The organism is Dictyobacter aurantiacus, from assembly GCF_003967515.1.
GTDB classification, from domain to species: Bacteria; Chloroflexota; Ktedonobacteria; order Ktedonobacterales; family Ktedonobacteraceae; genus Dictyobacter; species Dictyobacter aurantiacus.
Genome location: NZ_BIFQ01000001.1, coordinates 5,116,698 through 5,141,956, shown reverse-complemented (window position 1 = coordinate 5,141,956; position 25,259 = coordinate 5,116,698). Strand labels below are relative to the sequence as shown.

27 protein-coding genes are annotated in these 25,259 nt (G+C 57.4%); 10 read left to right on the top strand and 17 right to left on the bottom strand.

Translation table 11 applies throughout. The features are described from left to right. Positions 1 to 92: 92 nt before the first annotated feature. The 3 genes from KTT_RS20625 to KTT_RS20615 all read right to left on the bottom strand — a co-directional run bounded on the left by KTT_RS20625 (position 93) and on the right by KTT_RS20615 (position 3,921). On the bottom strand, positions 93 to 1,760 hold the full coding sequence (locus tag KTT_RS20625; RefSeq protein WP_126597783.1) for a WD40/YVTN/BNR-like repeat-containing protein: 1,668 nt from the start codon (positions 1,758 to 1,760) through the stop codon (positions 93 to 95). Between the two features lie 303 nt (positions 1,761 to 2,063). Then, positions 2,064 to 3,038 (bottom strand): homoserine kinase, encoded by a 975-nt coding sequence (locus KTT_RS20620; RefSeq protein WP_126597782.1) that lies wholly within the window; start codon positions 3,036 to 3,038, stop codon positions 2,064 to 2,066. A gap of 538 nt (positions 3,039 to 3,576) precedes the next feature. Then, a complete protein-coding gene (locus KTT_RS20615; RefSeq protein WP_126597781.1) occupies positions 3,577 to 3,921 on the bottom strand; it encodes an antibiotic biosynthesis monooxygenase family protein in 345 nt (114 codons plus the stop codon). A 112-nt stretch (positions 3,922 to 4,033) separates the two neighbouring features. On the opposite strand from KTT_RS20615, the gene KTT_RS20610 reads away from it, so the two are divergent. Continuing rightward, a complete protein-coding gene (locus KTT_RS20610) occupies positions 4,034 to 4,363 on the top strand; it encodes a LysR family transcriptional regulator (RefSeq protein WP_126597780.1) in 330 nt (109 codons plus the stop codon). Between the two features lie 21 nt (positions 4,364 to 4,384). On the opposite strand, the gene KTT_RS20605 is transcribed toward KTT_RS20610, so the two are convergent. Next, a complete protein-coding gene (locus KTT_RS20605; RefSeq protein WP_126597779.1) occupies positions 4,385 to 5,419 on the bottom strand; it encodes an energy-coupling factor transporter transmembrane component T family protein in 1,035 nt (344 codons plus the stop codon). Positions 5,420 to 6,215: 796 nt separating this feature from the next. Here KTT_RS20605 and KTT_RS20600 point away from each other — a divergent pair. Next, positions 6,216 to 6,545: a hypothetical protein gene (locus KTT_RS20600; protein WP_126597778.1), complete on the top strand. Its 330-nt coding sequence runs from the start codon at positions 6,216 to 6,218 to the stop codon at positions 6,543 to 6,545. A 41-nt stretch (positions 6,546 to 6,586) separates the two neighbouring features. Here the strand turns inward: KTT_RS20600 and KTT_RS20595 are convergent, their stop codons facing one another. From KTT_RS20595 to KTT_RS20560, 8 genes are all read right to left on the bottom strand, one after another. Further along, positions 6,587 to 7,366, bottom strand: coding sequence for a TIGR01458 family HAD-type hydrolase (locus tag KTT_RS20595; RefSeq protein WP_218030943.1), 780 nt, complete (start codon positions 7,364 to 7,366; stop codon positions 6,587 to 6,589). Between the two features lie 35 nt (positions 7,367 to 7,401). Continuing rightward, positions 7,402 to 7,923, bottom strand: a complete 522-nt coding sequence (def, locus tag KTT_RS20590) for a peptide deformylase (protein ID WP_126597777.1) — start codon at positions 7,921 to 7,923, stop codon at positions 7,402 to 7,404. 33 nt (positions 7,924 to 7,956) lie between these two features. Continuing rightward, entirely contained in the window at positions 7,957 to 8,250 is a 294-nt protein-coding gene (locus tag KTT_RS20585; protein WP_126597776.1) for a helix-turn-helix domain-containing protein, read from the bottom strand. Between the two features lie 300 nt (positions 8,251 to 8,550). Further along, positions 8,551 to 9,459 (bottom strand): energy-coupling factor transporter ATPase, encoded by a 909-nt coding sequence (locus KTT_RS20580; RefSeq protein WP_126597775.1) that lies wholly within the window; start codon positions 9,457 to 9,459, stop codon positions 8,551 to 8,553. After that, positions 9,452 to 10,318: an energy-coupling factor transporter ATPase gene (locus KTT_RS20575; protein WP_235845787.1), complete on the bottom strand. Its 867-nt coding sequence runs from the start codon at positions 10,316 to 10,318 to the stop codon at positions 9,452 to 9,454. The genes KTT_RS20580 and KTT_RS20575 overlap by 8 nt, the downstream gene beginning before the upstream one ends. Next, on the bottom strand, positions 10,315 to 11,070 hold the full coding sequence (locus KTT_RS20570; RefSeq protein ID WP_126597773.1) for a YybS family protein: 756 nt from the start codon (positions 11,068 to 11,070) through the stop codon (positions 10,315 to 10,317). Before KTT_RS20570 ends, KTT_RS20575 begins: the two co-directional genes overlap by 4 nt. Positions 11,071 to 11,292: 222 nt before the next feature. Further along, positions 11,293 to 11,634 carry a hypothetical protein gene (locus tag KTT_RS20565; protein ID WP_126597772.1) on the bottom strand — a complete coding sequence of 114 codons (342 nt, stop codon included), beginning with the start codon at positions 11,632 to 11,634 and terminating at the stop codon, positions 11,293 to 11,295. Between the two features lie 210 nt (positions 11,635 to 11,844). After that, complete coding sequence (locus KTT_RS20560) at positions 11,845 to 12,342, bottom strand: DUF1269 domain-containing protein (protein ID WP_126597771.1); 498 nt, start codon at positions 12,340 to 12,342, stop codon at positions 11,845 to 11,847. 538 nt (positions 12,343 to 12,880) lie between these two features. Between KTT_RS20560 and KTT_RS20555 the strand changes: the two genes are divergently transcribed. Continuing rightward, on the top strand, positions 12,881 to 13,336 hold the full coding sequence (locus tag KTT_RS20555) for a hypothetical protein (protein WP_126597770.1): 456 nt from the start codon (positions 12,881 to 12,883) through the stop codon (positions 13,334 to 13,336). Positions 13,337 to 13,343: 7 nt separating this feature from the next. On the opposite strand, the gene KTT_RS20550 is transcribed toward KTT_RS20555, so the two are convergent. From KTT_RS20550 to KTT_RS20540, 4 genes are all read right to left on the bottom strand, one after another. Then, positions 13,344 to 14,399: a GNAT family N-acetyltransferase gene (locus KTT_RS20550; RefSeq protein WP_126597769.1), complete on the bottom strand. Its 1,056-nt coding sequence runs from the start codon at positions 14,397 to 14,399 to the stop codon at positions 13,344 to 13,346. A gap of 240 nt (positions 14,400 to 14,639) precedes the next feature. Next, positions 14,640 to 14,876, bottom strand: coding sequence for a carboxymuconolactone decarboxylase family protein (locus KTT_RS37720; RefSeq protein WP_235845785.1), 237 nt, complete (start codon positions 14,874 to 14,876; stop codon positions 14,640 to 14,642). Between the two features lie 105 nt (positions 14,877 to 14,981). Then, entirely contained in the window at positions 14,982 to 15,185 is a 204-nt protein-coding gene (locus tag KTT_RS37715) for a hypothetical protein (protein ID WP_235845784.1), read from the bottom strand. Beyond that, on the bottom strand, positions 15,182 to 15,523 hold the full coding sequence (locus KTT_RS20540; protein ID WP_126597767.1) for a carboxymuconolactone decarboxylase family protein: 342 nt from the start codon (positions 15,521 to 15,523) through the stop codon (positions 15,182 to 15,184). The genes KTT_RS37715 and KTT_RS20540 overlap by 4 nt, the downstream gene beginning before the upstream one ends. Positions 15,524 to 15,730: 207 nt before the next feature. Between KTT_RS20540 and xylB the strand changes: the two genes are divergently transcribed. The 7 genes from xylB (at position 15,731) to KTT_RS20505 (ending at position 24,348) form a co-directional block, all read left to right on the top strand. Then, on the top strand, positions 15,731 to 17,173 hold the full coding sequence (gene xylB / locus KTT_RS20535; protein WP_126597766.1) for a xylulokinase: 1,443 nt from the start codon (positions 15,731 to 15,733) through the stop codon (positions 17,171 to 17,173). Between the two features lie 171 nt (positions 17,174 to 17,344). Next, entirely contained in the window at positions 17,345 to 17,605 is a 261-nt protein-coding gene (locus KTT_RS20530) for a hypothetical protein (protein ID WP_126597765.1), read from the top strand. A 185-nt stretch (positions 17,606 to 17,790) separates the two neighbouring features. Further along, the gene (locus tag KTT_RS20525; protein ID WP_126597764.1) at positions 17,791 to 20,064 is read left to right on the top strand and encodes an ATP-dependent helicase; all 2,274 of its coding nucleotides are present in this window, start codon (positions 17,791 to 17,793) and stop codon (positions 20,062 to 20,064) included. 453 nt (positions 20,065 to 20,517) lie between these two features. Further along, a complete protein-coding gene (locus KTT_RS20520; protein WP_126597763.1) occupies positions 20,518 to 20,967 on the top strand; it encodes a hypothetical protein in 450 nt (149 codons plus the stop codon). A 632-nt stretch (positions 20,968 to 21,599) separates the two neighbouring features. Further along, positions 21,600 to 22,676, top strand: coding sequence for an ABC transporter substrate-binding protein (locus KTT_RS20515; RefSeq protein ID WP_126597762.1), 1,077 nt, complete (start codon positions 21,600 to 21,602; stop codon positions 22,674 to 22,676). A gap of 15 nt (positions 22,677 to 22,691) precedes the next feature. Then, positions 22,692 to 23,558: an ABC transporter ATP-binding protein gene (locus tag KTT_RS20510; RefSeq protein ID WP_126597761.1), complete on the top strand. Its 867-nt coding sequence runs from the start codon at positions 22,692 to 22,694 to the stop codon at positions 23,556 to 23,558. After that, the gene (locus tag KTT_RS20505; protein ID WP_218030942.1) at positions 23,539 to 24,348 is read left to right on the top strand and encodes an ABC transporter permease; all 810 of its coding nucleotides are present in this window, start codon (positions 23,539 to 23,541) and stop codon (positions 24,346 to 24,348) included. Before KTT_RS20510 ends, KTT_RS20505 begins: the two co-directional genes overlap by 20 nt. Before the next feature lie 195 nt (positions 24,349 to 24,543). Here KTT_RS20505 and KTT_RS20500 read toward each other — a convergent pair whose 3' ends face one another. Next, the gene (locus KTT_RS20500; protein ID WP_126597760.1) at positions 24,544 to 25,233 is read right to left on the bottom strand and encodes a DinB family protein; all 690 of its coding nucleotides are present in this window, start codon (positions 25,231 to 25,233) and stop codon (positions 24,544 to 24,546) included. Positions 25,234 to 25,259: the final 26 nt, after the last annotated feature.

The following is a 25,259-nucleotide window of genomic DNA, read 5'->3' as shown; positions in this document are numbered from 1 at the left end:
ATACGTCCTGCGCCTCAGCTTTTCGCGTTCAAATCGATGCCACCTTCCTTTGTACGGCACCTCTGCACTCAAGATAAATCGCGGTGATCCACTTAAATCTTCGCGCGCGATACCTCGTGCCAGCTCTGGCCGCCATCGATGGTTCGCAGCAGCACGCTGATATCCCCTGGGTGCAGTCCGCCGCCGGGTTCGGGAAAGCTCATATGGGTGATATGCATAGCGATCATCCAACCAGCTTGAGCTGTGGCAAAGGACACCGGGCCATAGCGGTTAAACTGAGCCGGTAGAGCGTGCTTCTGCCAGTTCTTGCCGCCATCAGAGGTGGCATAGAGAAGATGATCATTGCTGTTATCCCCCAGGCTCCAGGCATGCTGGAGATCCGCGACGCTCTCGTTTATCGGCTGAAGCTGTGAGCTGGCTCCATTCCACTGCCAGCTCTGACCGCCATCGCTGGTTCGCAGCAGCACGCTGATATCCCCTGGGCGCAGTCCGCCGCCGGTTTCGGGAAAGCTCATATGGGTGATATGCATACCGATCATCCAACCAGCTTGAGCTGTGGCAAAGGACACCGGGCCATAGCGGTTAAACTGAGCCGGTAGAGCGTGCTTCTGCCAGTTCTTGCCGCCATCAGAGGTGGCATAGAGAAGATGATCATTGCTGTTATCCCCCAGGCTCCAGGCATGCTGGAGATCCGCGACGCTCTCGTTTATCGGCTGAAGCTGTGAGCTGGCTCCATTCCACTGCCAGCTCTGACCACCATCGCTGGTTGTGTAGAACCGTGTTTCAGGTGTATAGGCTGGAGCTGGACCACTGGCGGAGGCCAGTAGCAGACCGTTCTGCTCGCTAAAGAAAGTGGGTGGGCTTATGAAGGTTACTGCCGTGCTTTTGCCGGGGAGCGGGACGGGATGCCAGCTGCTGCCGGCGTCATGGGTGACATACAGCCAGCCCTGGCTGTTGTTGCCATTCTGGTATGTGTTGCCGGCCAGCCAGCCGATCTGAGACGAGCTAAATTGCAGCCGAGCATTGGCGGTCAGTGGCGCTAGGCCATAGGCATCGTCGCTGGTCGTGGGCAACTGCGAGGTAGAAGGGCCGCTGACGACCCGCTGCCAGTGCTGTCCACCATCGAAGGTGCGGTAGAGGGCGATCTGGCCGCCGATATAGGCGCTACCAGGATCGCGTCCGGGGAAATGGTCGGTCCCCAGGAACCAGCCGTGCTGCCCATCTACAAATACCGGAGGGGCTTCCAGGCTGCTCGCGCTAATGGTCGAGCTCCGCCAGGTCATGCCGCCATCACTGGTATGATAGATGAGAGAACTGGAGGCTTGCGTCTTCTCGTTATACTGCGGAGCCATCACGGTCGCTACAGTCGCCGAGTGGAAATCAGTGGAACAGGGAGCGATAAATCCCTTGCCCTGCCCCTGCGTCGATACGCAGTCCAGCATCGCCTGCCAGTGAACGCCGCCATCGCGGGTGCGCAAAATAGTATAGCTGCCCGAGCCCGGCACGGACTGGCTCACCGCCCAGCCATCAGTGATCGTAATCATATGGATCGATTTAAAGACACCCTTTAATACAGCCGCCGGCGCCAGCATGGTCGGAGATGGCTTAATGGTTTTGCTGTCACCACCGGTATACGTCTGATCTGTGTTCGCGCCACAGGCGGTAAGCATGATCAGCGCGCCAAGCAGGGGTAGCAAGCCGAGGAATCGAAAACAGGGATGATACGCATCTCCGCGCAGCATACAGAAGAAACGCAGCATGATCTTTTTTCCTTTTAAAGTTTTATAACAAACTTTTTTACATGAATACTATCTATAGTGCCGTTTCGCTGACGCACTTTGTTCCTTTTACTGGATTTATAGATCCGCAAAGAAATTTTGTTCTAGGAAGAAGGATAACCGTTATGCACATATTCCGTCAATGGGCATTTTTCCCGATTTCTATTCAATTTTGCGCCAGTCGCTAGAAAGTGAATCTCGCACCACATTCACCTGTAATAAGAATCACTATTATAACCTGGATGAGGGAAGATACCGGACAACTACGTCTGTGGATTAGCGTGCCTATCCAAAAAGGTGCAGGTAAAAGGCGTCTCGGCCGAAGGCATCGAGGGCGTCGATCTTGCGTTTCTCGAAGAAAGCGCTGGCCGGGCCGCGTTCAAAGTACCAGATACAGTCAAACATGATGCTCAACTGGAAGACGTCAAAAAGGTACTGCTTTTCAGAGGGATGAAGGGGGCGGTAGCGCTCATACTCGCGCACAGTCCAGCGGGCGGCGCTGAAATCGAGGATGTTGTCACCCGGCTGGAAGTCAGACCAGCTGTGCCAGTCAAAGGTGGGGAGAAACGGATTGATCAGGGTGGCGAGATCGTAGGTCAGGAAGGTGTAGTTGGCATCGTCAAAGTCGAGCAGGGCAGCGAACTCACCGTCCTTAAAGAGGATGTTTGAGAAGTGGAAGTCACAGTGACAGATGCCCAGCGGCAGCGAGGGTGGCAGCGAGAGCCGTGAGAGGACGCGCTCGAACCACGCCAGCTTCTGACGTGCGTTAGCGGTGCCGATGCGCCGCGCCTGCTGCCGAGCCAGTGCACGGCAATTCTCAACGGTATAGTTCAGGCGCTCGTCCTTGTTGACAGGCTGGTAGTCCCTGGTGATACGCTGCAATTGAGCGACCCGCTGAATAAGTTGCCGCCGCTGCCGCTCGTCTGGTTGTTCGAGGTGCTCGCCCTCGACGAATGTAAACAGAAGATACGGCTTCTCGCGGTAGACCCCGAGCGCCTCCCCGTATCTGTCCAGCAAGACGGCGGGACAGGGATAGTGCTGGTCCGTCAGGTATTGGATCAGGTGGCTCTCGAAAGAGACGGAGCCGGGTGAGCGATTCTCGTAATACCTGAACACAAACCGTCCCTGTGTGGTACGCAAGAGAAAATTCGTCTGTACCGATCCATGCGCGATAGGCGCGAAGTCCAGCAGCGCGCCCAGATCATAGCGTGCGAGGATCTGGCTAAACTCAGATGACGAGAACGATGTTTTTACTGCCATGGCAGCTATTCTATCAGACAGCAAGGAAAACGACAAAAAGGAGGGTCGCATGACCCCCCTTTTTTGTTCCCCCAGAGCGAAGTCCTTTCAGGAGTACAAGGACCCACTTGAATCCGCCTGAGCGGATTCCGCATTGCGAGAATTGCAATGGAAACATCCGGTTGGCAGGCTGTTCACCAGAAACTTCTGGCAGCAAGGCTGCTGACAGGCAGACCTGGCCGCAGAGTTTGCCTCCAAACTGTGAAAGCGAGATCTGTGCCTGTGCACCAAACAAGCAGATCTCCCCCACAGGCGTTGGTTAGCAGCGGAACAGACACTGCACCATGCCCACGCTACGCGCAAAATATAAGCCCCCCCAGACCGCATTTCCGGTAGCGCTTTCCCCGTACATGATGATACAGGATGGCAACTGAGATGCAGTTGATAATTTGTTGAGATGGCGTGAAGATTTCTTCTGAGCGCTGATTACAAGGTTGAGAAAAACACATCACGCTCGATTTCGGCTTTTTCCTGGCCATCGGGAACGCATGGGCAGCTACTAGTGATGAAAGGCCTGGCTGTCTACCGGTGCTTGTTCGCGATCGAACATGCCATAATCGCGCACAACCCCGGCGATTCTCAGGCGGTAGTCCTGAAAGATAGACTGGCGTCCCTTGCTCTGAGCGGCCCGATGTGCACCGAGTTGCCGCCATCGCGCAATTGCCTCCTCGTCTCTCCAGTAGGAGAGCGAGAGAATCTTTCCGGGATTGGTGAGGCTTTCAAAACGCTCAATTGAGATAAATCCATCGATATCAGCAAGATAAGGCCGCAAGTGCGCGGCGATATCGAGGTATTCTTGCTTGCGCTCGTTCCTGGGAAAGACTTCGAAGATAACGGCGATCATACTGTTTGTCCTTTCTGAATGTCAGACAACCCTCTTACTGATCATTTTCACATAGAAAGCCTGCCACGGGCACAGCACAAGTATAAGTGGGCCGTGCCCATATGTCCAATAGATGGAACTTATCATCGCCATCAGTTATACTGATGGCATGGAATTGAGCGAGATCGAAGCATTTATGACCATTCAGCTGGTCGGGAGCTGCACGAAGGCAGCCGAGGCGATGCACCTGTCGCAACCGGCCATCAGCCGGCGGATTGAGTTGCTGGAGCGTAAACTGGGAGTGCCGCTGTTTGAGCGCCTCTCCAGCGGTATCCGCCTGAGTGAGGTGGGGCGCGCATTTCTCCCCCATGCACGGCAAGTGCTGGCCGCCATTGAAGATGGCCACGCGGTCCGCTTGCTGATCGAGAAGCTAAGGGATGAGCAGGATAGACAGGAGATATAGAGGAACGAGCAAGCCCGGCACCTACGGCAGGAAAAGGGGGACGGTGGTGACAAGGATGACGAGGCCGAGGGCCAGGTAGTCCAGGCGACCAAGGGGTTGTTCATACAGCAGGGTGCGCTGCCCGTCGCTCTGGTAGCCACGAGCGTCAAGGGCGGTAGCCAGTTCGGAGGCACGGCGCAGCACCCCCTGCACCAGAGGCACAAAGAACATGGCCAGGCTCTGGAAGCGCTCACGCGCCGTCCCATGCATGATATCGGCGCCCCGCGCGGCCTGGGCCTTCATGAGTTGATCCGCCTCTTCCAGCAAGGTAGGGATGAAGCGCAGAGCCAGCAGGAGCATGAGAGCGAAATCATCCACGGGCAACTTCAGGCGGCGCAGCGGCGCGAGTAGCAGGGTCAGGCCCTCGATCAGCGCGACGGGCCGCGTCGTCATAGTAAGCAGGGTGGATGAGATAAAGAGCACACAGAAGGCCACAAAGGTAACGACCGTCAGCCAGGCCCCCTGCTGGGTAATGATCAGCGGTCCAACCTGCATGGGGCGATTGGCGGCATAGCCATTGGTGAGCCAGAAAAACAGCAAGGAGCCGAGCACAGCCAGCAGCGCTAGCCGGTGCGGGAAGCGCAACCAGAAATGGCGCTTACGCCAGCCGCGCAATGGTGGCAGCAGGGCCAGCACAAAAAAGACCAGCGAAGCGACACACAGCCACAACAGATCCTGTTTCAGACTCGCGTAGCCGGGCCGCCAGGGTCCCAGGCTCCAGATTACCCGACTCTCGCCGACCGCGCCGAAAATCGAGATGAACAGACTCGAAAAAACGATCAACACCAGAAACCAGAGCCGCTTCCCAAAGTCCCGTAGCGAGATGCCAGAGATGAGCACGCCCGCAAGCATCAGCGCGATCGCCACGATATAAGGGATAAAGTGCCACTGCCGATGGTTGGCGATCAGTAAGGTCCCGATCAGCCAGGCGATCATCAACACTTTGGTACGGGCCTGCAGGCGATGAATGACACTGGTGCCTGGATAAAAGATGCCCAGAGAGATTTTTTCCAACATAGCTGTAGCGTGTATCCTTCTATTTTGTTTCGCTAATAGTATACTATTGCGAGTCAGCACCTGAAACCTCTAGAAGAGGGACGTGGGTGCGAGCGCCCCCACACGCGCGTCCGCTACGCGGACGCGCTGTTTTTTTGGTTAGTCCGGCAGGGGCGCTAATGCGCCCCTGCCGGACTAACCAGACAGAGATCTTGGGGTGACCGCATCAGTTTTGTGTGTTGGTGCCTGGGGCGCTAATGCGCCCCTGCCGGACTAATCAGACAAAGGTCTTGGGGTGACCGCATCGGTTTTGTGTGTTGGTGTATGTGGGGCGCTAATGCGCCCCTGCCGGACTAACCGGGCAGAGATCTTTAGGGGGCCGCATTAGTTTTGTGTGTCGGTGTATGTGGGGCGCAGGGGCGCCCCTGCCGGACTAACCAGACAGAAATCTTTGGGTGGTCGCATCGATTTTGTGTGTTGGTGCCTGGGGGCGCTAATGCCTTACAGGTATAGGTTTTTTGGAGCGGGGTCCAGGGGCGGCAGCCCATGGCGGGGTTTCAGGGGTGTCCCCTGATTTTCCCTCTCCTTGTGCCGCCGTCAGGCGGCACAAGCGGGTTCAAGGGGCAAAGCCTTGAAAACCTATACTTGAAGGGGCGCTAATGCGCCCCCAGGCACCAACACACAACGGACGTGTGAGCATCGCGGGTACGAAGACTCAGGGTCATGGATGGGAAGCGCTATCCAAATTCGCTTTTTAAACGTATACTTTATAAGAGATACGCCACGCATTTCGAGATTGAGGAGGAAGCGTTTTGCTATGGTAGAAACACAATCACAACGATTAGAGCGCATTCGGCGACAGTTGGATGATACCAGGGCAAGTCTTGAACGGGACCTGGCAATCAGCAGCGATGTTACGTTAAATCGGATCGAGGTTGACGCGGCCACCGTTGTTACATTGTCGCTGGTCTCTGAGTTGCTCCCCGAGTCTGTTCAAAAACAGGTAGAAGAGGTGATCTCGCTACACGAGCAGGTGTGGAATACGGATGCACCGGCAGTGGTTGGTCAGACACCACGCAAGCCGCTGGGCGAACGCATCTTTCATCGCTTCGCTTTTTTTTCGGCGCACCCCGCCAGACAAGGCTGAGGCGCGCAAGACCGCGCACTCAATAAAGCCACGGCAACACATCAGGACTGCTTTTGCAGCCATTGTGGAAGGTCGGCCAGCGCGGGCAGAATTGCCTCTGGCTGAACATGCTCCAGCAATGGAGAGTCAGCCCGGTGCTTGCCGGTGCAGACCAGTATGCCACGTAGCCCGTCTTTCTGAGCTCCTCCAACGTCATTCTCGATATCATCACCGACCATCACGGTCTCGTTAGCCGCGCAGCCGATGGCACGCAGCGCCTGCTCAAAGAAGGCGGCCGTAGGCTTGCCGAGCACAATCGCCTCCTTCCCGCTAGCGATCTCCAGCGCCCGCACAAAGGGTCCGCTATCCAGCTGCAGGCCATGTTTTGTCTTCCAGTACATATTCTTATGCAGGGCCAGCAAGGGAGCCCCGGCCATGATGCAGCGGAACGCCTCGTTCATCGCTTCATAGGTCAGCAACTCTTCGGCGCCGCCGATCACCACCACCTCGGCATCATGTTCCACCAGTTCGATACCCGCGAAATCAGCCGCCGTATCGCCTTTGGTCAGAAGCCAGCAGCGCTTGCCGGGAAAATGCTGACGGATATATTGCGCCGCCGCCACCGGGGCCGTGACCATGCGCTGCTCAGAGACCGGCAGGCCGATCCGCTGCAGCTGCCGGGCCAGCGTGGCGCGCGCCATCGTCGTCGTATTGCTGACGAAACAGGTGGCGTAACCCTGCACCTCTAGCCAGCGTAACACCTCGGCGGCGCCAGGCAAGGGTTGCATGCTTACGTGTAGCACACCATCAATATCTAGCAACACTCCACGTATCGGCCGCATGACATCAATCCTTTCGATTCGTCCACACCAGCGCGCTACGAACGCGCGGTGGGCGCCTCTTCAACCTCGCTCGAAGCTATCTCGCGCAGATCCTCTGGCCGCTCTAACAGATCAAGATAGAGAATCCCGTCCAGGTGATCGATCTCATGCTGCAAGGCCCAGGCAAAATAGCCCTGAGCATCGACGCGCATAGGCTTACCGCGCACATCCTGGCCCTTGACCACCACGCGGTTCGCGCGCCGCACGTTGACACCATAGTAGCCAGGGATGCTCAGACAGCCATCCAGGCCGATCTGCTCGCCCTCGGACTTGACGATATCTGGATTGGCCATCGCCACCTTATAATGCTTCTCGGTCTCCGGATCGGTCAGTTCGACCACGAAGAAGCGGATAGATAGCGCGATCTGCGGCGCAGCCAGGCCCGCACCGTTATTGGCGTGCATCGTTTCAAACATATCCTGAGCCAGCCTGGGCAACGAAGCATCGAAGCGATGGATCTTCTTCGCCTTCTGCCGCAACAGCGGATTTCCATAATAGATTAGATCACGTACCGCCATGGTGAAGTCACTCCTCTATATCTCAAAAAAGCCTCACATAAGCAAGGCCGCCGGGAGGGTATGCCCCCGGTTCGTCTCGACTTCTGGCTCCCAGGTCAATAAATCATCGATTGTGACGGGCATAAAAAGGTTAAAATAGGAGAGCAAGCGATCAATGGTCGCGTAATCGATACGCTGGCTACGCCCGGTATGCAGCGAGACAAGCACGCTTTGAGAGACGCCGCTCTCTTGAGCCAGGCGCCGCAGGCTGAGAGCCGACTGCCCCTGCTGCGCCCGCTCTAGATTCAACTGCGCAAGCAAGATACGAAGACGACATGAAACAGTCATGATCCCCTCTCCTTTTTGGATCGCGATTGGTAGCCCGTATACGGCGTCATTTTATGATTACTGCACTGACATGTCAATGCATTGGTGTGGCTTTGCGAGACAACATAGAAATAGGAATAAGTATGTTGTATAATACAAATGTTCGAATTGTTCGAACGATGCTGTTGTCTGTTCACCTGTCGCGTCCTGTGGTCGTTGGCCGACGGGGCCGGTGCGTTCCAGTTCGTTCGCACCGCCATGTGGCCTTCCACCAGGGAGAAGAGCGGCATACGAGCAGCAATCCTTACAGGTCGACCGACTCTAACGACGAGGTTGATCTGCCTCAGCTTCCGGGCAAACAACCTGGAAGCTGCTTTTTTGTCTGTGTGCCTGCAGGAAGTCGAAGGCCTCATCGACCGTGGAGATCTCCACGGGGAGCGCGATCCCCTGGCGACGCAGATGGGTCAGTAGATCGTGCAGCGGTGGTACAGCCAGGTCCCATTCCCGCAACTGTTCGCCGCGCGCGAAGACGTGGCGCGGCTCCCCCTGCATGACGATGCGCCCGTGATGCAAGACATACAGCCAGCCGGCCATGCTCGCCACCTCCGACATGTCGTGGGAGACCAGGATGATGGTCACGCCATGCTCGCTGCGCACTTTCTGCAGATAAGAATAGAACTCCGCGCGCCCCTCACCATCGAGTCCCACGGTTGGCTCGTCCAGGATCAGAATGCGCGGCGACATTGCCAGCACGCCGGCCAGGGCGACGCGCCTGCGCTGCCCGCCGCTGAGGGCGAACGGCGAACGGTGGCCGTACTCTTCGGGCGGCAGGCCCACGCTGCGCAGGGCCCCCTTCACGCGCGCGCGGATCTCGTGGCGGCCCAGCTTCATGCGCTGGGGGCCAAAGGCGACATCCGCGTAGACCGTCGGTGCGAACAGCTGCGACTCGGGAAATTGAAAGAGCATGCCCACGCGCTGCCGCAGCGCCCGCAGGTCCACATGGGGATCACCCACATCGACGCCGTCGACGCGCAGCGATCCCAGGGTCGGGCGCAGCAGGCCATTAAAGTGCTGCACCAGCGTCGATTTCCCGGAGCCGTTGAAGCCGATCAGCGCCACGCAATCCCCACGCTTAATCTCCAGGCTAACATCATCAAGCGCCTTCTTCTCAAGCGGGGGCGTCTTGTAGATATGGGTGAGGTGCTCGACCTGTATAATAGCGTCATGCATGGGCAATCTCCCGCGCAATCTCTTCATTCGAGACCGCCCCGGGAGCCAGATCGAAGCCAGCCCGGCGCAGGCGCGCAACCAACCTCAGGGGATCAGGTATAATCAATTTGAGGGCACGCAGCCGCTCCAGGTCTCCGAAGATCTGGGCTGGCGTCCCGTCATCCAGCACACGGCCCTGCTCCATCACCACGATGCGCTCAGCGTAGACGGCCTCCTCCAGAAGATGGGTCACCTGCACGATGGTCAGTCCCAGCTCGCGATGCAGGGTGGCAAACAACCGGGCCATCTCCTGGCGCGAGAAGGGGTCCAGCATCGAGGTCGCCTCGTCGGCGATGATGCAGCTCGGCTGCAGCGCCAGGATGCCAGCGATGGCCAGGCGCTGGCGCTGCCCCCCCGACAACTGGTGAGGAGGCAACTGGCGCAGATGGGCGATGCCCACCGCTTCCAACGCCGAGTCGACCCGCGTCCGAATCTCTGAGGCGGCATATCCGCGCACAGTCAGTCCCCAGGCCACATCATCCTCCACCACCGTCGCGATCAACTGATTGTCGGGATTCTGAAAGATCATCCCCACGCGCTCACGAATCGTACGCTGGCAAGACGGATCGCGGGTATCCATACCCGCCACCAGCACGCGGCCCTCGTCCGGCAGCAGCAGCGCGTTACACTGGCGCGCCAGCGTCGACTTGCCGCTACCGTTGTGGCCCAGAATCACCACGTACTCGCCCTGCTGGATGCGCACACTGATATCACGCAAAGCCGGCACGGGCGGCGACTCCTGCTCACGGCCCACCTTGCGCGGTTGAACGGGATAGGTATATGTTACGTCCTGAACATCGATCAAAAGGGAGGTGCTCACGCTGCTTTGCTCCATCGTCTCTCTCGAGCCTTTCTTTTCAAGATAAATGTTACCACGCGCCGGCGCGCGCGATGCACCTGGCGACCGACCTTGCCCTCCAGGAGAGGCCGGACATCATAGCCAAGTAGGCGCACGAACGAGTTCGCCGTCCAATAGATGACCACGATGGCCGGGATAAAGACGAGGAACAGAAGAGCATAGAACATGATCATCCAGTGGGCAAAGCCCCATTGGGCCAGCGCCGCGATCAGTGGATAGAGCTGCTGCCGCCAGAATGTTCCCAACCATACGTGCTGCGCGATCAATGCCAGAATGGGAATGACCGTATTATAGGCGTGGTGCATGCTGCGAATATAGGTATCAAATGGGACACCCGTTAGCCAGGCCACAGTAATAATCAGTACGAATAAGTAGGTAGATCCGCCGAGCGCTCCCAGAAAGATGACCAGCAGATGGGGCAGGCGATACTTCATCGTCAGACCCAGAAAGAGGCCGGCCAGCCCTTCCGTGACCAGTGAGGTAGCGCCATGAGGGCCGATGAGAATGCAGAGCAGGCAGATAGCGGTCACGATGCCCATCAGCGCGACATACAGGCCGCGCCGCAGCACCAGGACCGTGAAAACGACCATATTGAGGAACACGAAGAAGCCCGCGCCAACCGGCAGAAAGGCGACCATAAATTGAAAGGCCACCGCGATATCAGCGAGCAGCGCGCCCTCCGCGATCTCGATCGCGTGTAAATTTCTAAACATGCCGCCCCTTCACTACATCTATATGCAATATATACCGAATAGACCTCTCTATTGTATATGCTGAACATTGAAAAAACTATGAAAAAAGAACACCTTTGTCTTCCCACTCACCAGCAACCAGCAATCCTATTGTACCGCGAGACATCTATGTCGGCACGCACACAGGTGCCAGCACGGGCGCACCCATAACCACAACACACCGACCACGGTCACGGGCCAGCCCTATTCATGCCTGGTCGAGTAATGATACTTATTTTCTTCTACATGCAACGCGTGGGTATAGAGTGTATAACGATAACGACAGGCCTTATCTAAAATAGCATGGAAGCCAACGTCGCTCAGGTGGGGTTGGCCCTCCAGCCGCTCAAAGAGCACGCGCATGCGCCGATCAACATAGAATTCCCATACATTGTCCAGGGCCATATAGCGGTGGACTTTGAGAGACTTACTATAGGGATTAGTCACAAAAAGGCGTATCTTCCTGACCACAATGGAACGTTCGGTAGGGTTAAGCCCCTCCAGGGCGTGCACAAAGCGCTCGGTACATGGGATAATTAAAGGCATCTGCAACCTCCTTCAAAACCCGTTCGACTCCCCAGCATTACGATACCGTTATGCCGGTCCAAAGCGGAAAGTGCAGATGCCAGAAAAGAAAAGGCCGGGCTGACAGGAACGTGTATACATTCCTGTCAGCCCGGCCTGTGCGCGCTCGAAACATCGCCGAGGCTGTGCTGCTCGTCCCTGGCTACTCCTGGGGGCGGCTCGACGCAGCGATCAGGCGGTTGTGGTAGTAGAGCTGATCATGTCGCGCAGCTTCTGTTCGTTCTCGTTGGAGAGCGAGGTACGCAACAGCTTGAACTGGAAATTCTTCAGCGCGGGCACCACTTTGTCGGCGACCGCATTGCTGGTCAGCAAGAAGAGGGCACTCTGGCCCGGCTGAACGGTATCGCCAATCTCCTTAATAAACTTATCGTCGATCCCGATATCCGTGAATTTCCCGGCCAGCGCGCCCGCGCTTGCTCCGACCGCGGCCCCCAGCAGAGGCGACAGGAACAGCAAGCCAACCAGCAGGCCCCAAAAAGCGCCGCCCATCGCGCCAGCGCCCACCAGGTTATGCAGCTGTCGGATCCTGGGCTTGCCATCGGGCTCCTTAGTATAGATAGCGGCATCATCAAGCTTGATCAGTTGCTGCTGCTGTAACTGCTTTAAGGTATCGACCACTTGCTGGGCAGATGCCTCGTCGTTAAACTCAAGAACAAACAGGTGGCTCATTAGAAAAGGCTCCTTATTATTATGTAGCTGGCCCGGCGTGGGCTGCTCATATGCAAGGATGAGAGAACAAAAAAGGACACAGGCGACTACGTACATTGCTTCAACGTCCTGAATTGCTGATTTGTTACAGTGGGAGTGTGTCAGACACACTTTTTATGGGGGCATGCGTGCCCCCGCACGCGCGTCCGCTGCGCGGCCGCACTCGTTTTTTTATGTTGGTGTGACAGGGGCGCGAGTGCGCCCCTGTCACACCAACATAAAATAGAGCGGTGGAATATGAGCGCCCCTGTCACACCAACATAAAATAGAGCGGTGGAATATGAGCGCCCCTGCCGCATCAACATAAAATAGAGCGGTGGAATATGAGCGCCCCTGCCGCATCAACACAAAATGAACTCGTAAGCACTGCAGGTGCGAAAGCGCAGAGCGATTTTAAATTCTGCGACATTTCATTGTCTAGTATACAGATGCATGTTTATGCGCATATGCAGGTACGATGGGGGTGGTTAGCTAGCGCAAAGAGAGGAAACGCGAACAGATGGCGGCGATCACTTCATGCCTGGTCTGCCAGGCCAGCGGGCTGGAGCTCTTGATGCATGTCAGGGACGCTGGCATCCCGCACGAAGCAAGCGGGCATAATTTCGCCTATGCCAGTACGCTCTTGCTGGCCTGCCAGCAGTGCGGCAGCGGCATACTCCAGAAATACTCACATGATTGCTGGAACTACTGGGAAGATGAAGATTGGGACATGTACTGGTGGTATGTGCTGGACCTGACAAGCATGCAGACGATCCGCCAGTTGCTGGAGACGTGCCCCGCCGCGCAGGACCCCTCCTGCAACTGTACCCTGCACCTCATCCTGCGTGGCAGCGAAACTATTTATGGCGGCATCCAGCATGCCAACGCGCCATCCTCCCATGCCGACTTCGCCAGGCTTACCATCGTCCAGGAGGGCGATCACAGCAAGCTGCAGCTCGTGCAGAAGGAAAGCTAGTGATTGATCAGAACAGCACCCCCCCGCGCTCAGAATAATGGCGCTGATAGGTACGCCAGAGCGGGCTGAATCCCATACGCGGCCAGAACTGGCTGGAGAGAGGATTGGCGGGATTGAACCATAAAAGATAGCCATCTAAGCGCAGATGGGCAAGCTCTTCAAAGCTGGCCTGGACCAGCAGGCGCCCAATACCCTGACCGCGAAAAGCCTGCTGTACTCCCACGTTATTAATATGTCCATAGCGGCCACGAGGCATAAAATACGGCTCTCCATCGTCCTCGGCTTCAATTATATACAGATCGCTTTCAGACATCGCCACTATTTGTGCACCCCGTTCGATCACCACGACCAGCGGCGCCCCCTCCTCAACGCTCTTCCCCGACCACAGCAGGTCCAGGCGATCGCGGAAGGCGCGCTCCACAGAAGAGCTCATGCGCACAAACGGTGTATAGGGCTCATGAAACAGGAGCTCCTCGGTAAATAAAGCGACCAGCGCCTCCTCATCCTCGGGACGGGCCAGGCGAGCATAGATATCGTCAGGGAAAGGGCAAGACGCCAGCGCGACCGGGGCCGCCTGATAGGCCAGATCGCTATCAAGCAGGAAACCTTGCTTGCGTACCAATGACGAGAGCCAGGGATCACAACAGGGCCAGCGGATCATCTCGCCGTATACCTGCTGCTCGCTCCACAGGCGCGACAGCGTAGCAAAAAGGGCGCCCGCCACGCGAAAAGCGTTGGGGTCAGCCGGATCGGGCAGCGTCAGCGACTTTGCCAGACCATTGCGCGCCGTGAAAAAGGCCCTCAACCCATCTTTGGGATGCAGTTGCCAGATCTTGGGATGGACATATCCGCAGACCCGGCCCTGCTCATCCAGCGCGGCCACAGGCGGCAGCTGCTGTCGCCGATGCAGCTGGAGCATCTCCATCACCTGTTCAGCCGAGCGCACATTACGTAATCGAGGATCCAGGCTGTACCAGCGACGCTCCTGTGCACGCACTAGCTCCACAATCGCGGGTATGTGCTCATCAGTTACAGGCACTACAGCTATATGCTGGCCATACATACAATATTCTCCTACCAAAAATTATGTTCTCATAAAATAAGTGCTTTACTCGTTTCTACTATTGTACACATTCTGCATGCCATATAAAATATTATAATAGAAAATATGACTAATAGACCTTATTTTTTACCAACTATCTATCGACATGCGATAGATATACCTCGTCACAGAATAGCCATCTATCTGCGGATATGGTACAGGTAGATGGCTACTGCGAACTAAATGAACAGCGGTAATGGTTCAGGATTGATAGTAGCCGCGTTCGAGCCGGGCGGCGGCTGTGCGGGCGAACGCTTCGGGAGGTGGAACGGCGACATCGAAGCTGTCGGCCAGACGATTCATGATCTGGAAGATAGCGCTGGCATAGAGTGCGTCCTGGATGGCCTGCTCACTAATACCGATCTCCAGCAGGCGTTGCATGTCCTGGGGAACGATCTCGGACGGGCGCAGGGTGTATTTTTCCAGGAATTCCAGCATGGCGCGCAATTTCTCGTTGATGGGTGCGGTACGCCAATCCGCGATTACGGCGTTGACCAGTTCGGCATCCAGGGCTGTCGACGCAACTGCGCCGTGGGAGCCAAGTCAAAAGGGGCAGTGGTTGAGCGAGGAGGTAAAGGCGGCAAAGAGCTCGCGCTCGCCCACCAGCCACTCGGAGGGGCCGCGCAAGACTTCCTGGGAGAGCATAGACATAGGGAGGCCGAAGAAATCTGATCGGTAGGTGAGCACGCGTTGAATGTCAGATACGTTCTCGCCACGCAGGCATTCATCAAGGCAAGGCAGTCTCATTCAGTTGCCTCCTTCAAGGCTTGCAAGCCACGCGCCAGGCGCGCTCGGGCGGTCCCCATGGCCACGCTCAGCGTAATCTCAAACAGCGCATCCTGAGAATAGCCGGCCTGCCACAAAGTCAAAATATCCTCATCCTGCACCTTATAGGCGTGCAGGGCAACCTTACGCACGTAGGCAACGAGGTCCGACGGCACATCCTGTGCGGGAGCTGAGGCATCCAGGCTCAGGCGCTCGGCATAGGCGCGCACCTGCTCACGCAGTTCAGTGGTGGTCGCACCCGGTTGGGTCGCCACCACGTCAAGCATCGCGTCCATCTGGGGAGCATGCCGATCTTGCATTCCGCTTTTTCCTTTCGCGAATGTATATATAAGATAGAGGCCATTGATAATGACCGGGACAACCAGAAAACATATTGTGATATATTCAACGTTTTTAATTATTGATGTGCATATCTATATTATAATTAATTGATGTAGGAAATGCTACAAAACGTTGTAGAGAGCCCAATATTTTCAACGTAACGCCAGGAGGAGGAAGGAAGAGCAATGGCATTTTTAGGGATCGATCTGGGGACAAGCTCGGTGAAGGCGCTGATGCTGGATGAGCAGGGGCAGACGCTGGGCACCAGCAAGAGGGATTATGAGGTGCGCTCTCCTCACAGCGGGTGGGCGGAGAGCGATCCGGAAGACTGGTGGCGGGCCACGGTTGAGGCGGTGCACGAGGTACGCGAGAAGGTTCCACAGGTCAGCATAAAGGCGCTGGGACTGGCGGGTCAAATGCATGGTGTAGTGCCTACCGATGAGCAGGGACGAGCGGTGCGGGCCGCCATGTTGTGGGCGGATACGCGGGCCGAAGCTGAGCTCTACCACTACTTCCAGCTCAGCGGCGATAGCAGTCGTCGCCTGGCCAATCCGCTCTTGCCGGGGATGGCGGGCCCGCTACTGTGCTGGCTGGCCCGACATGAAAACGAGCACTACCAGGCGATGCGCTGGGCTCTGCAGCCCAAGGACTGGCTGCGCTGGCAGCTGACCGGCCGGGCAGCCGCCGATCCCAGCGATGCTTCGGGCACCCTGCTCTATGATCTGGTCCACAATTGCTGGGATGAAGAGGTGATCGCGGAACTCGGATTGAGGCGCGAGCTCTTCCCCTCGATTATTCCTGCGGCCGCACAGGCGGGCGTCCTGACGCAACGGGCGGCTGACGAACTTGGGCTGCCAGCTGGACTGCCGATCGCCACTGGAGCGGCCGACACGGCGGCGGCGGCCCTGGGAACTGGTCTACTCACGCCCGGCGTCATTCAGCTCACCCTCGGTACGGGCGCGCAGATCATCCAGCTACAAAACCACTTCCAGCCTGACGAGAGCCTGCGCACCCACCTCTACCGGGCGGCTGATGGGGCCAACTGGTATAGCATGGCGGCCATCCAGAACGCCGGACTGGTCCTGGACTGGGTCAGGCAGACGCTCAATGCCAGCTGGGAAGAGATGTATGCCAGCGCGGATAGTGTGATAGCGGGATCAGAGGGACTGGTCTTCCTGCCCGATCTCACCCGGGAGAGGCCCCACCAGCCGGCGAACCATCACGGCGGCGCCTTCCTGCATCTGCGCCTGCACCACCAGCGTCCCCACCTGCTGCACGCCGCCCTCGAAGGCGTGGCCTCAGGCATCCGTCAGGCGCTTGAAGCGCTGCCGGGCGTGCAGGAGGGCGGCAGCCTGCGCCTCGCCGGTGGCGGCAGTGTACATCCCGCCTGGCGTCAGATGCTAGCCGATATCCTCAACCGCGAACTGCAGCTGGTCGACACCAGTTCCGCCTCGGCACGTGGCGCCGCTCTGCTGGCTGGCATAGTCGCAGGACACTGGCCGGATGCTGCGGCAACCGCCACGGTAGCGCCCGGCATCGAGACCAGCGTCTGCCCCCAACCAGAACAGGTCAAGGCTTATGAGGAAAGCTACCAGCAGTTTCTCAAGCACGCCCTGACCAATCTCTAAGAATGGGTCTTACGCCCATTACTCTGAGGAAACGTGGGGCTCCCACACGCGCGTCCGCACTCATGTTTTATGTTGGTGCATCGGGTGCGCGGATGCGCACCCGATGCACCAACATAAAACATGTACTAAATACTGAGAACAGATTTGAAACTGGATGTCACAAGGCAGGTGATGGCCGAAATTGTACAGATCCGTTCGTGGCAAGAGCCTCCAGACAACGGAGGTTTTTTCCCGGCAGCGGGCAGAGGGTCCCTGCTGTGGGGAGGCGGACCGAAATGGTACTACGAGATCATCGCCGAGTGTAAGGATGCCACCACCGGGGAAACACATACGATCTCAAGCGGCTCCAGAAAAGGGCTGGCACCTTATCGACGCGGCGACTACCTGCCAGCGTATATCAATCCCAAAGGAAATTTGCTGGAAGTTTCCTGATTGGCGCGCAATAGGTGAATAATAAAGGTAGTGGAGATAAGTATGGTAGCAGCGCCCACAACAATAAGAACAAATGTACAGCCAAAAAGGGCATTTACTTGTTCTCTGTGATTGAACCTGCTATAGTACAAATCGAAACTTTTCGGCCAAATCATAAAAAATTTACTTTAGAAGAGAGTTGTTGAATGTCCTCTCAGGCAACAAGACCAAAGACAAAAACACGAATAAGCGCCACACCGTCGTTCAGCGCCAACCCCCAGCAAGCGGATGCGATCGCCCATACCGATGGGCCCGCGGCCTTTATTGCGGCGGCAGGGACCGGCAAAACGTCGATTCTTGTACAACGTCTGGTCCGGTTGGTGGCGGATGAGGGGGTCACACCTGAGTCTATTCTCTGTGTCACGTTCACGCGTGCCGCCGCCGACGAGATGGAGAAGCGCGCCTCCAAAGCGCTGCGCGCCCGCGGCATGACGTTAAAAGAGATCAAGCCGCTACGCGTGGTGACCTTCCACGGCCTGGGACACCAGATGCTGCGCGAGAAGCTTGAACTGACACCGCAACAGTTAAACCAGAAGCTGATCAGTGGCGATCCACGCCAGTGGCTAGCTGAAGATATTATTCGGCCCTGGCGCAGCAATCGCAGCCGGGGCATGAACTGGGATGTTGAGATCACCGACGCGCTGGCCGCCGTCGATCGGGCCAAAGAAGCCATGGTTCAGCCTGACAGCTCCATCGACTTCTTTCGCAAAGATATGAGCATCGACGTCGAGCTAGCCGCTCGCTACCAGGAGTTCTTCATCAATTACGAGCAGACCAAAAAGAAAGAGAAGCTCTACGACCTCTCGGACCTGATCTACATCCCGCTCAACCTGCTGGAGAACAGTCCCAAGTATCGCAAAAGCTGGCAGGGCCGCTACCACTACCTGCAGGTGGACGAGACGCAGGATACCAATCCCTCGCAGTATAAGCTGATCCAGTACCTGGCCGCGCCAAAGCAGAACGTGGTGGTGGTTGGTGATCCCGACCAGGCCATCTACCAGTTCCGTGGCGCCAGTCCCGAGGCCTCGATCCTCTCTTTCAAGACCATGTATCCCAAAGGCAAGATCTATCGCATCGAGCACAACTATCGCTCGACGCCGCAGATCCTGGAGGCCGCCAACAAGCTGATCAGCCACAACGACATCACGCCCGGCTTCGAGAAGATGCTGCGCTCAACGCAGCCTGATGGCGCCCCCGTCTGGGTCACCGCCTACGAAGACCAGGAGATGGAGGCAGAAGGGATCGCCGAGCGCATCGATCGCCTGCAGCGCACCTGGAAGGAGCACCAGGAGGGGCTGTCGTATAAAGATATCTTCGTGCTCTCGCGCACCAATCACCATCTTGCCTCGCTGGAAATCGCGCTGGCGCGCAAGCGCATCCCCTACCGCGCGGCCGGAGGCTCGTCCTTCTTCAAGCGCAAGACCACACGCGACATCCTGGCTTACCTGGCCCTGATCGACGGCGTTCGGGTGCAACAAGAATTTCAGGCCGCGCGCAACACGCCCAATCCGCAGCGCTGGGACGACGTCTTCACGCCGGTCCACTGCGGCGAGCAGAATACAGCGTTTCGCGTCGTCGCCAACATCCCGTCGCGCGAGTTCTTCGCCAGCACCGGCAAGACCTCGCACCGCTTTAACGCCACCTTCTATGGCACCCTGGCCGCCCATGCCAGCGGGCGTCCCCTGCTGCAGTACTGCGAGGAACATGCCTATACCATCGCCAAAGAACACCAGCTGGGCGTCAAGGACCTGGTGGGGCTGATCAAGCGTCTGTGGTCAAAGTCCAATAACAATCCGGCCGAGGCCATCAAAAACATTCGCCAGTTCGCCTACGACGTTCACCTGCGCCACTACGACAGCAAGCACCGGGAGAACACGGAGGAGGAGGCCGAGGCGCCAACGCATCACGAAGAGGTCAAGCTAGAGGCCCGCTACGACGAGCTGGAAGAGCTGATCCAGATCGCGCAGAAGCACCATACGATTCGGCACTTCCTGCAGGCCATGGCCCGGCTCAAAGAACAGGCCGAGGACAACAACAAGAACAAGCGCGACTGTGTCAGCCTGATGACCATCCATAAATCCAAGGGACTGGAGAGCCCGGTGGTCTTCGTGATGGGCATGACCGAAGGGGTCTTTCCACACCGGCGCTCCTACACCATGGCTGAGGATGGGCCGATCTCGATCACTGGCATGGCCGAGGAACGGCGCCTGGCCTACGTAGCGTTTACCCGCGCGCAAAAGCAGCTCTTCCTGAGCTCGCTGCTGCGCTATCGCGGCACCGATGCCGTCGCATCCCGCTTTATCGACGAAGCAGGGCTCACTCCCACCAACGAAGATGGTGAGCTCAATCCCTATCTCTTTAAGCATGATGGTACGCCGCGCAAGCTAAGTCCGCTGGTGGAGACGCCGACGCTCTTCTAGCCGCGGCTGGCGGCTGGTGGCTGGCGGCTGGCGGCCTTATGCACACTTACCGGGGCACGTAAGCGCCTCCGCACGGGCGTCCGCTGCGCGGCCGCACTGGTTTTTTTGAGTTGGTGCAGCGGGCGCGGTGCGCCCGCTGCACCAACTGAGGATGCTGAGGTCTCGCGCTCTCAACATCCAGAACAATGGTTGAGGTCTCGCGCTCTCAACATCCAGAACAATGGTTGAGGTCTCGCGCTCTCAACATCCAGAACAATGGTTAGGTGGTGGTGCAACAGGTGCGCGAATGCGCACCTGTTGCACCACCACCTAAAAACACAGCGCGGCCGCGCAGCGGACGCCCGTGCGGGGGCGCTCATGTACCCCGGTCCCGGTACGATGCAAATCTGACATAGTGATGAACAATATGGGTTGTCTTTTAGATAAAAAAGTAGATGTGGGGAGGAAAAATAGATGTCCGAGAATTTTCTGCGTTTGATCCCGATTGATCCACAATATGTCCCATCTCAGGTTGCTCAATACCAGGTCAAGAGCCTGCTCGCCTCTTTCCTGCCTGAGAAGGAAATTCAGGTTAAACTGAGCGAAGAAGTCGCATTTATCGATGCTGGCAACAATCTGGAGCTCATCCAGTGTCCGGCGTGCGAAGCGCCGGTCTCGTGCGAGTGGTGGAGCGCGATGATGGACCACGCGTACGCCAGCAGCCATTTCCTCAATCTCAACGTCACGATGCCTTGCTGCGCTACCATGGTGTCGCTCAACAATCTGCACTATATGTGGCCGGTAGGATTCGCCCGCTTTGTGATCGAGATACGCGCACCGGAACGCGGCCTGGCGGAACGCCTGCAGCCCCTCATACAGCCTATGCTGGGCTGTCCCATACGCAAGATCCACGCCCACTACTAGGCACCCCTTTGAAGGGGAAGATGGTATCGTTGGTGGAACGTGCGCACCCTGGTACGGGGCCGCTTCGCGGCAAGCGCCCGCAAGGGGCGCACCTACGATCTTCGTTTCCGATGTTGCTAAATTGAACGTATTGCCCGCAAGGGGCGCACCTACACATATCCATAACCACAGCATATCAAAACAATAACCTTTTTTTATGAGTAAAAGGTACATGGAAAGGATAGCGCTCATGGTCAAAGTTCCTATTGATGACTAACTTCATCAAGAAAATCAACAAAAACAATTGACTTCTGATTTGAACTTATGTAAGCTCTAAACAATATCGTAACCATGGTTTCAGATTTATTGATGTTTGTGACCAATGATGCCCACAAATGTAATCGCTGTTACATTTAAATTTTTGTCTCATAGGGGACGTGCGCGTCCCCGCACAGGCGTCCGCGTGCGCAGCCGCACTGGTTTTTATGTTGTGGTGATGTTGCCAATGATGCGCAATGCGCATCATTGGCAACATCACCACAACATAAAAATATAATTGTGCACCGCACATCGAAAACTCGGGGCACGCAGCAGGCAATGATTTTGCGCATCGGACATATTCTGAATGAGGGATGAAGGAGCGGTTATTTTTTATGAAGGCATCATCTCATCGCTTCCAGAGCATACCGGCGTTACTGTTACTCTTAGCACTGGCACTGGCGGCCTGTGGGAGCGACAGTAACGCGGCGGCCTCGCCGAATGACGGGGGAAGCTCACCTGTGACTGTACACCTGGGATATTTCCCCAACATCACACATGCCGTCGCCCTGGTCGGGGTAGCACGCGGAACGTTCGCGAAGGTGCTCGGCAAAAATACCCTGGATGCATCCAAAACCTTTAACGCTGGTCCTGCCGAGATGGAGGCGTTGAGTGCAGGCGACATCGATATCGGCTACGTCGGCCCCAATCCGGCCATCAATACCTATGTCAAGACCCATGGCGACGCCCTGCGCATCGTCGCCGGTGCGTCGAGCGGTGGCGCGTCATTCATCGTCCGTCCGGGCGCCAACATCAGGACCGCGCAGGATCTCCACGGCAAGAAGCTGGCGACGCCACAGAAGGGCGGCACGCAGGACATCGCGCTGCGCCACTATCTGCAGGTCAACAATCTGAAATCGACGGATGACGGCGGCGACGTACAGATCCTGCCCACCGACAACGCCAACATCCTCAACGAGTTCAAGCAGGGGCAGATCGACGGCGCCTGGGTTCCCGAGCCATGGGCCTCGCGCCTGGTCAACGAGGCGCAGGGAAGCATCTTTGTCGACGAGCGCAGCACCTGGCCCAACAACAAGTTCATCACCACCCTGGTCGTCGTACGCAAAGACTTCCTGGATCAGCATCCCGACATCGTCCAGAAATTCTTGCAGGCCCATGTAGAGACGGTGCAATACATCAATAGCAACCTGCCCGAGGCCGAAAAGGTCGCCAACGAGCAGTTGAAGAAGCTAACCGGCAAGGCCCTGTCCAACTCGGCGCTTGACGGCTCGTTCAAGCGGCTGGACATCACCTATGATCCGCTGGCCTCGACCCTGTTTAAGTCCGCGGACAACGCCTATGCCCTGGGCTTCCTGGGCCATCGCAAACCCGATCTCACCGGAATCTTCTCCCTCGATCCATTGAACAATGTACTCAGCAGCAAGGGACTACAGAAAGTTAGCGCCTCATAAGGAGATCAAGACCGCATGAGCCAATCAATAGTCCATATACAAAGTTCGATCGCAACTAGCAGTAGGGACGAAGCGTCCCCACTGGCTGGCGGCAATTCATTACGCATTTCAGGTGTGAGCAAGACGTTCGTGGACGGCGAACGGGTGGTGGAGGCGCTGCGCCCTGTTGATCTTGCCATACAGCCGGGCGAGTTCGTCTGCTTTCTAGGACCCAGCGGCTGCGGCAAGTCCACCTTACTCAACATCATCGCCGGCCTTGAGCAGGCGAACAGTGGGACCATCTTCGCCAACGATAAGGAGATTCGGGGGACCGGCACCGATCGCATTCTGCTCTTCCAGGAGGCGGCCCTCTTTCCCTGGCTCAATGTGCAGCAGAATGTCGAGTTTGGGCTACGCCAGGCGCGCATGCCCCGCAGGCAGCGCGCGGAGGTTGCCCGGCACTATCTCAACATGGTTGGTCTCAGCGGATTTGAGCACAGCTATCCGCACCAGCTCTCCGGTGGCATGCGTCAACGCGCCGCCATCGCCCGCGCGCTGGCCATCGATCCAGAGATCCTGTTGATGGACGAGCCCTTTGGCGCTCTGGACGCCTTCACGCGCGACAAGCTCCACGCCCAGGTTGAAACCATCTGGCGCGAGACCCGTAAGACGGTCCTGTTTGTCACGCACAATGTGCGCGAGGCGGTCGCGCTGGGGGACCGGGTAATCGTCTTCGCGCCGCGCCCGGGACGCATTATCCGTGACTTCCCCATCGAGCTGCCACGGCCACGCAGCCTGGAAGATTACCAGCTGGTCGATCAGGCCGCCGAGATCCTGGAGGTCCTGCGCGGCGAAATGCAGAAGCAAGAACAGGAGGACGAATTTGGCAGCCTCATCCATTAGTGTCGACAAGAAGCGCAGCGCCAATCTCAAGTGGCTCGGCAAGCTGCTGCGGCAGCTGGCCTTCTTCGCCCTGCTCCTGCTGCTCTGGCAGGGGCTGGCCGTCTCCCACATCTGGAAGGACTATCTCTTCCCGGGACCCCTGACCGTGCTGGACAGCCTGAAGGGACTGGCGCAGGACGGCTCCTTGCTGACCGCCATCCTGGTCAGTCTGCGCCGGCTGGCGCTAGGCTATGGCCTCTCGCTTGTACTGGGACTGATCCTGGGGCTGCTGATCAGCAGCAACCGCTATATTGAAGAGACGCTGGGCTCACTGGTGCTGGGTCTGCAAGCGCTCCCGAGCGTATGCTGGATCCCGCTGGCCCTGCTCTGGTTTGGTCTGCACGAGCAGGCAATGATCTTCGTCGTCATCATGGGCGCGCTCTTCTCGATCACTCTGGGCGTGGACGCGGGCATCAAAAACACGCCGCCAGTCTATCTGAAAGCGGCGCGCAACATGGGATCGCGAGGTTTCGCCCTGGCAACGCAGGTCATCCTACCCGCCGCCCTCCCCTCGATCCTCACGGGACTCAAGCAAGGCTGGACCTTCGCCTGGCGCTCGCTGATGGCGGCCGAACTGCTCTACACCACCGTCAGCCTGGGCGCCCTGCTCGAAAGCGGACGCGATTTCGGGGATGTCGGTCAGCTCTTCGCCATCATGCTCGTCATTATCATCCTCGGCGTCGCCATCGACAGCCTGATCTTTGGTCCCTTCGAACGCATGGTGCGCAAGCGCTGGGGACTGGCGCGGTAGTGCCGCGGCACTACCGCGCCAGTCCCCAGCATGGCGTGCCTTCGGCAATGACTCTACGCGCCTACGGCGCTCAAAAGTTAAATAGAGAGTGTTGTGCAAAAATGTGCTTAAGTCATGCGGATGCACGACTTAAGCACATTTTTGCACAACACTCTCTATTTAAAAAGATTGGGGGCGTCAGCGCCCCCAGGCCAGCTACGCATGAGAGCCAAGCTGGCGCGCCAGTTCCTGCATAGCGGGATAGTGCTCGCGCAGATGCTGTGTCATGCGGCGCAGCACCTTGGCCGCCGTCCACTCCTCGCCATTGTGGACGTAGACACGCGCGCGCTGCTCGGGCGTCAGCTGGCGCAACAGCGTCTCATAATCCATCGCATTCTCCACAAAGGTCCTGAGCAGATCCGCTTCATCAACAGGAGGTGGTGGTGGCGGCAGTTGCTCGTTTAAGCAAGCGATATAGTACGACTCCAGATGTCTGACGTGCTGCAGCTGCTGCGTCAACGACCACGTGCCAGGGGCAAGCGTGACTCCCCGTTGCTCAAGGGGTGCAGCATCGTAGAGATCAATCAGCTGCGCCCGCGCGGTGGCCGCCACGTTCAAAGCATTATCAATTTCCTGATCGGTCGGAGCGGGCCGATCGGCCTCGAACAGCACCCCCGCCTTAACACCACGCAGATACTCTTTAGGCATCACATTCACCGAGGTGATCTCGTCTTCAAAAAAGAAGATATCGTTCTTCTTGAGCCAGCGCAGATAATCCGCAACCACCTGTGGAGCCTGCTGAATAGCTTGCTGGGGAGCGGATGCTTTCGAAAAACAGCCGGGCAACGTACGGAAAGAGATAATACACTCTCCAGGCCACTCTTCAATCAGTGCATAAAATTCCATAAATATTGGTGCTCCTATCGTAGGAC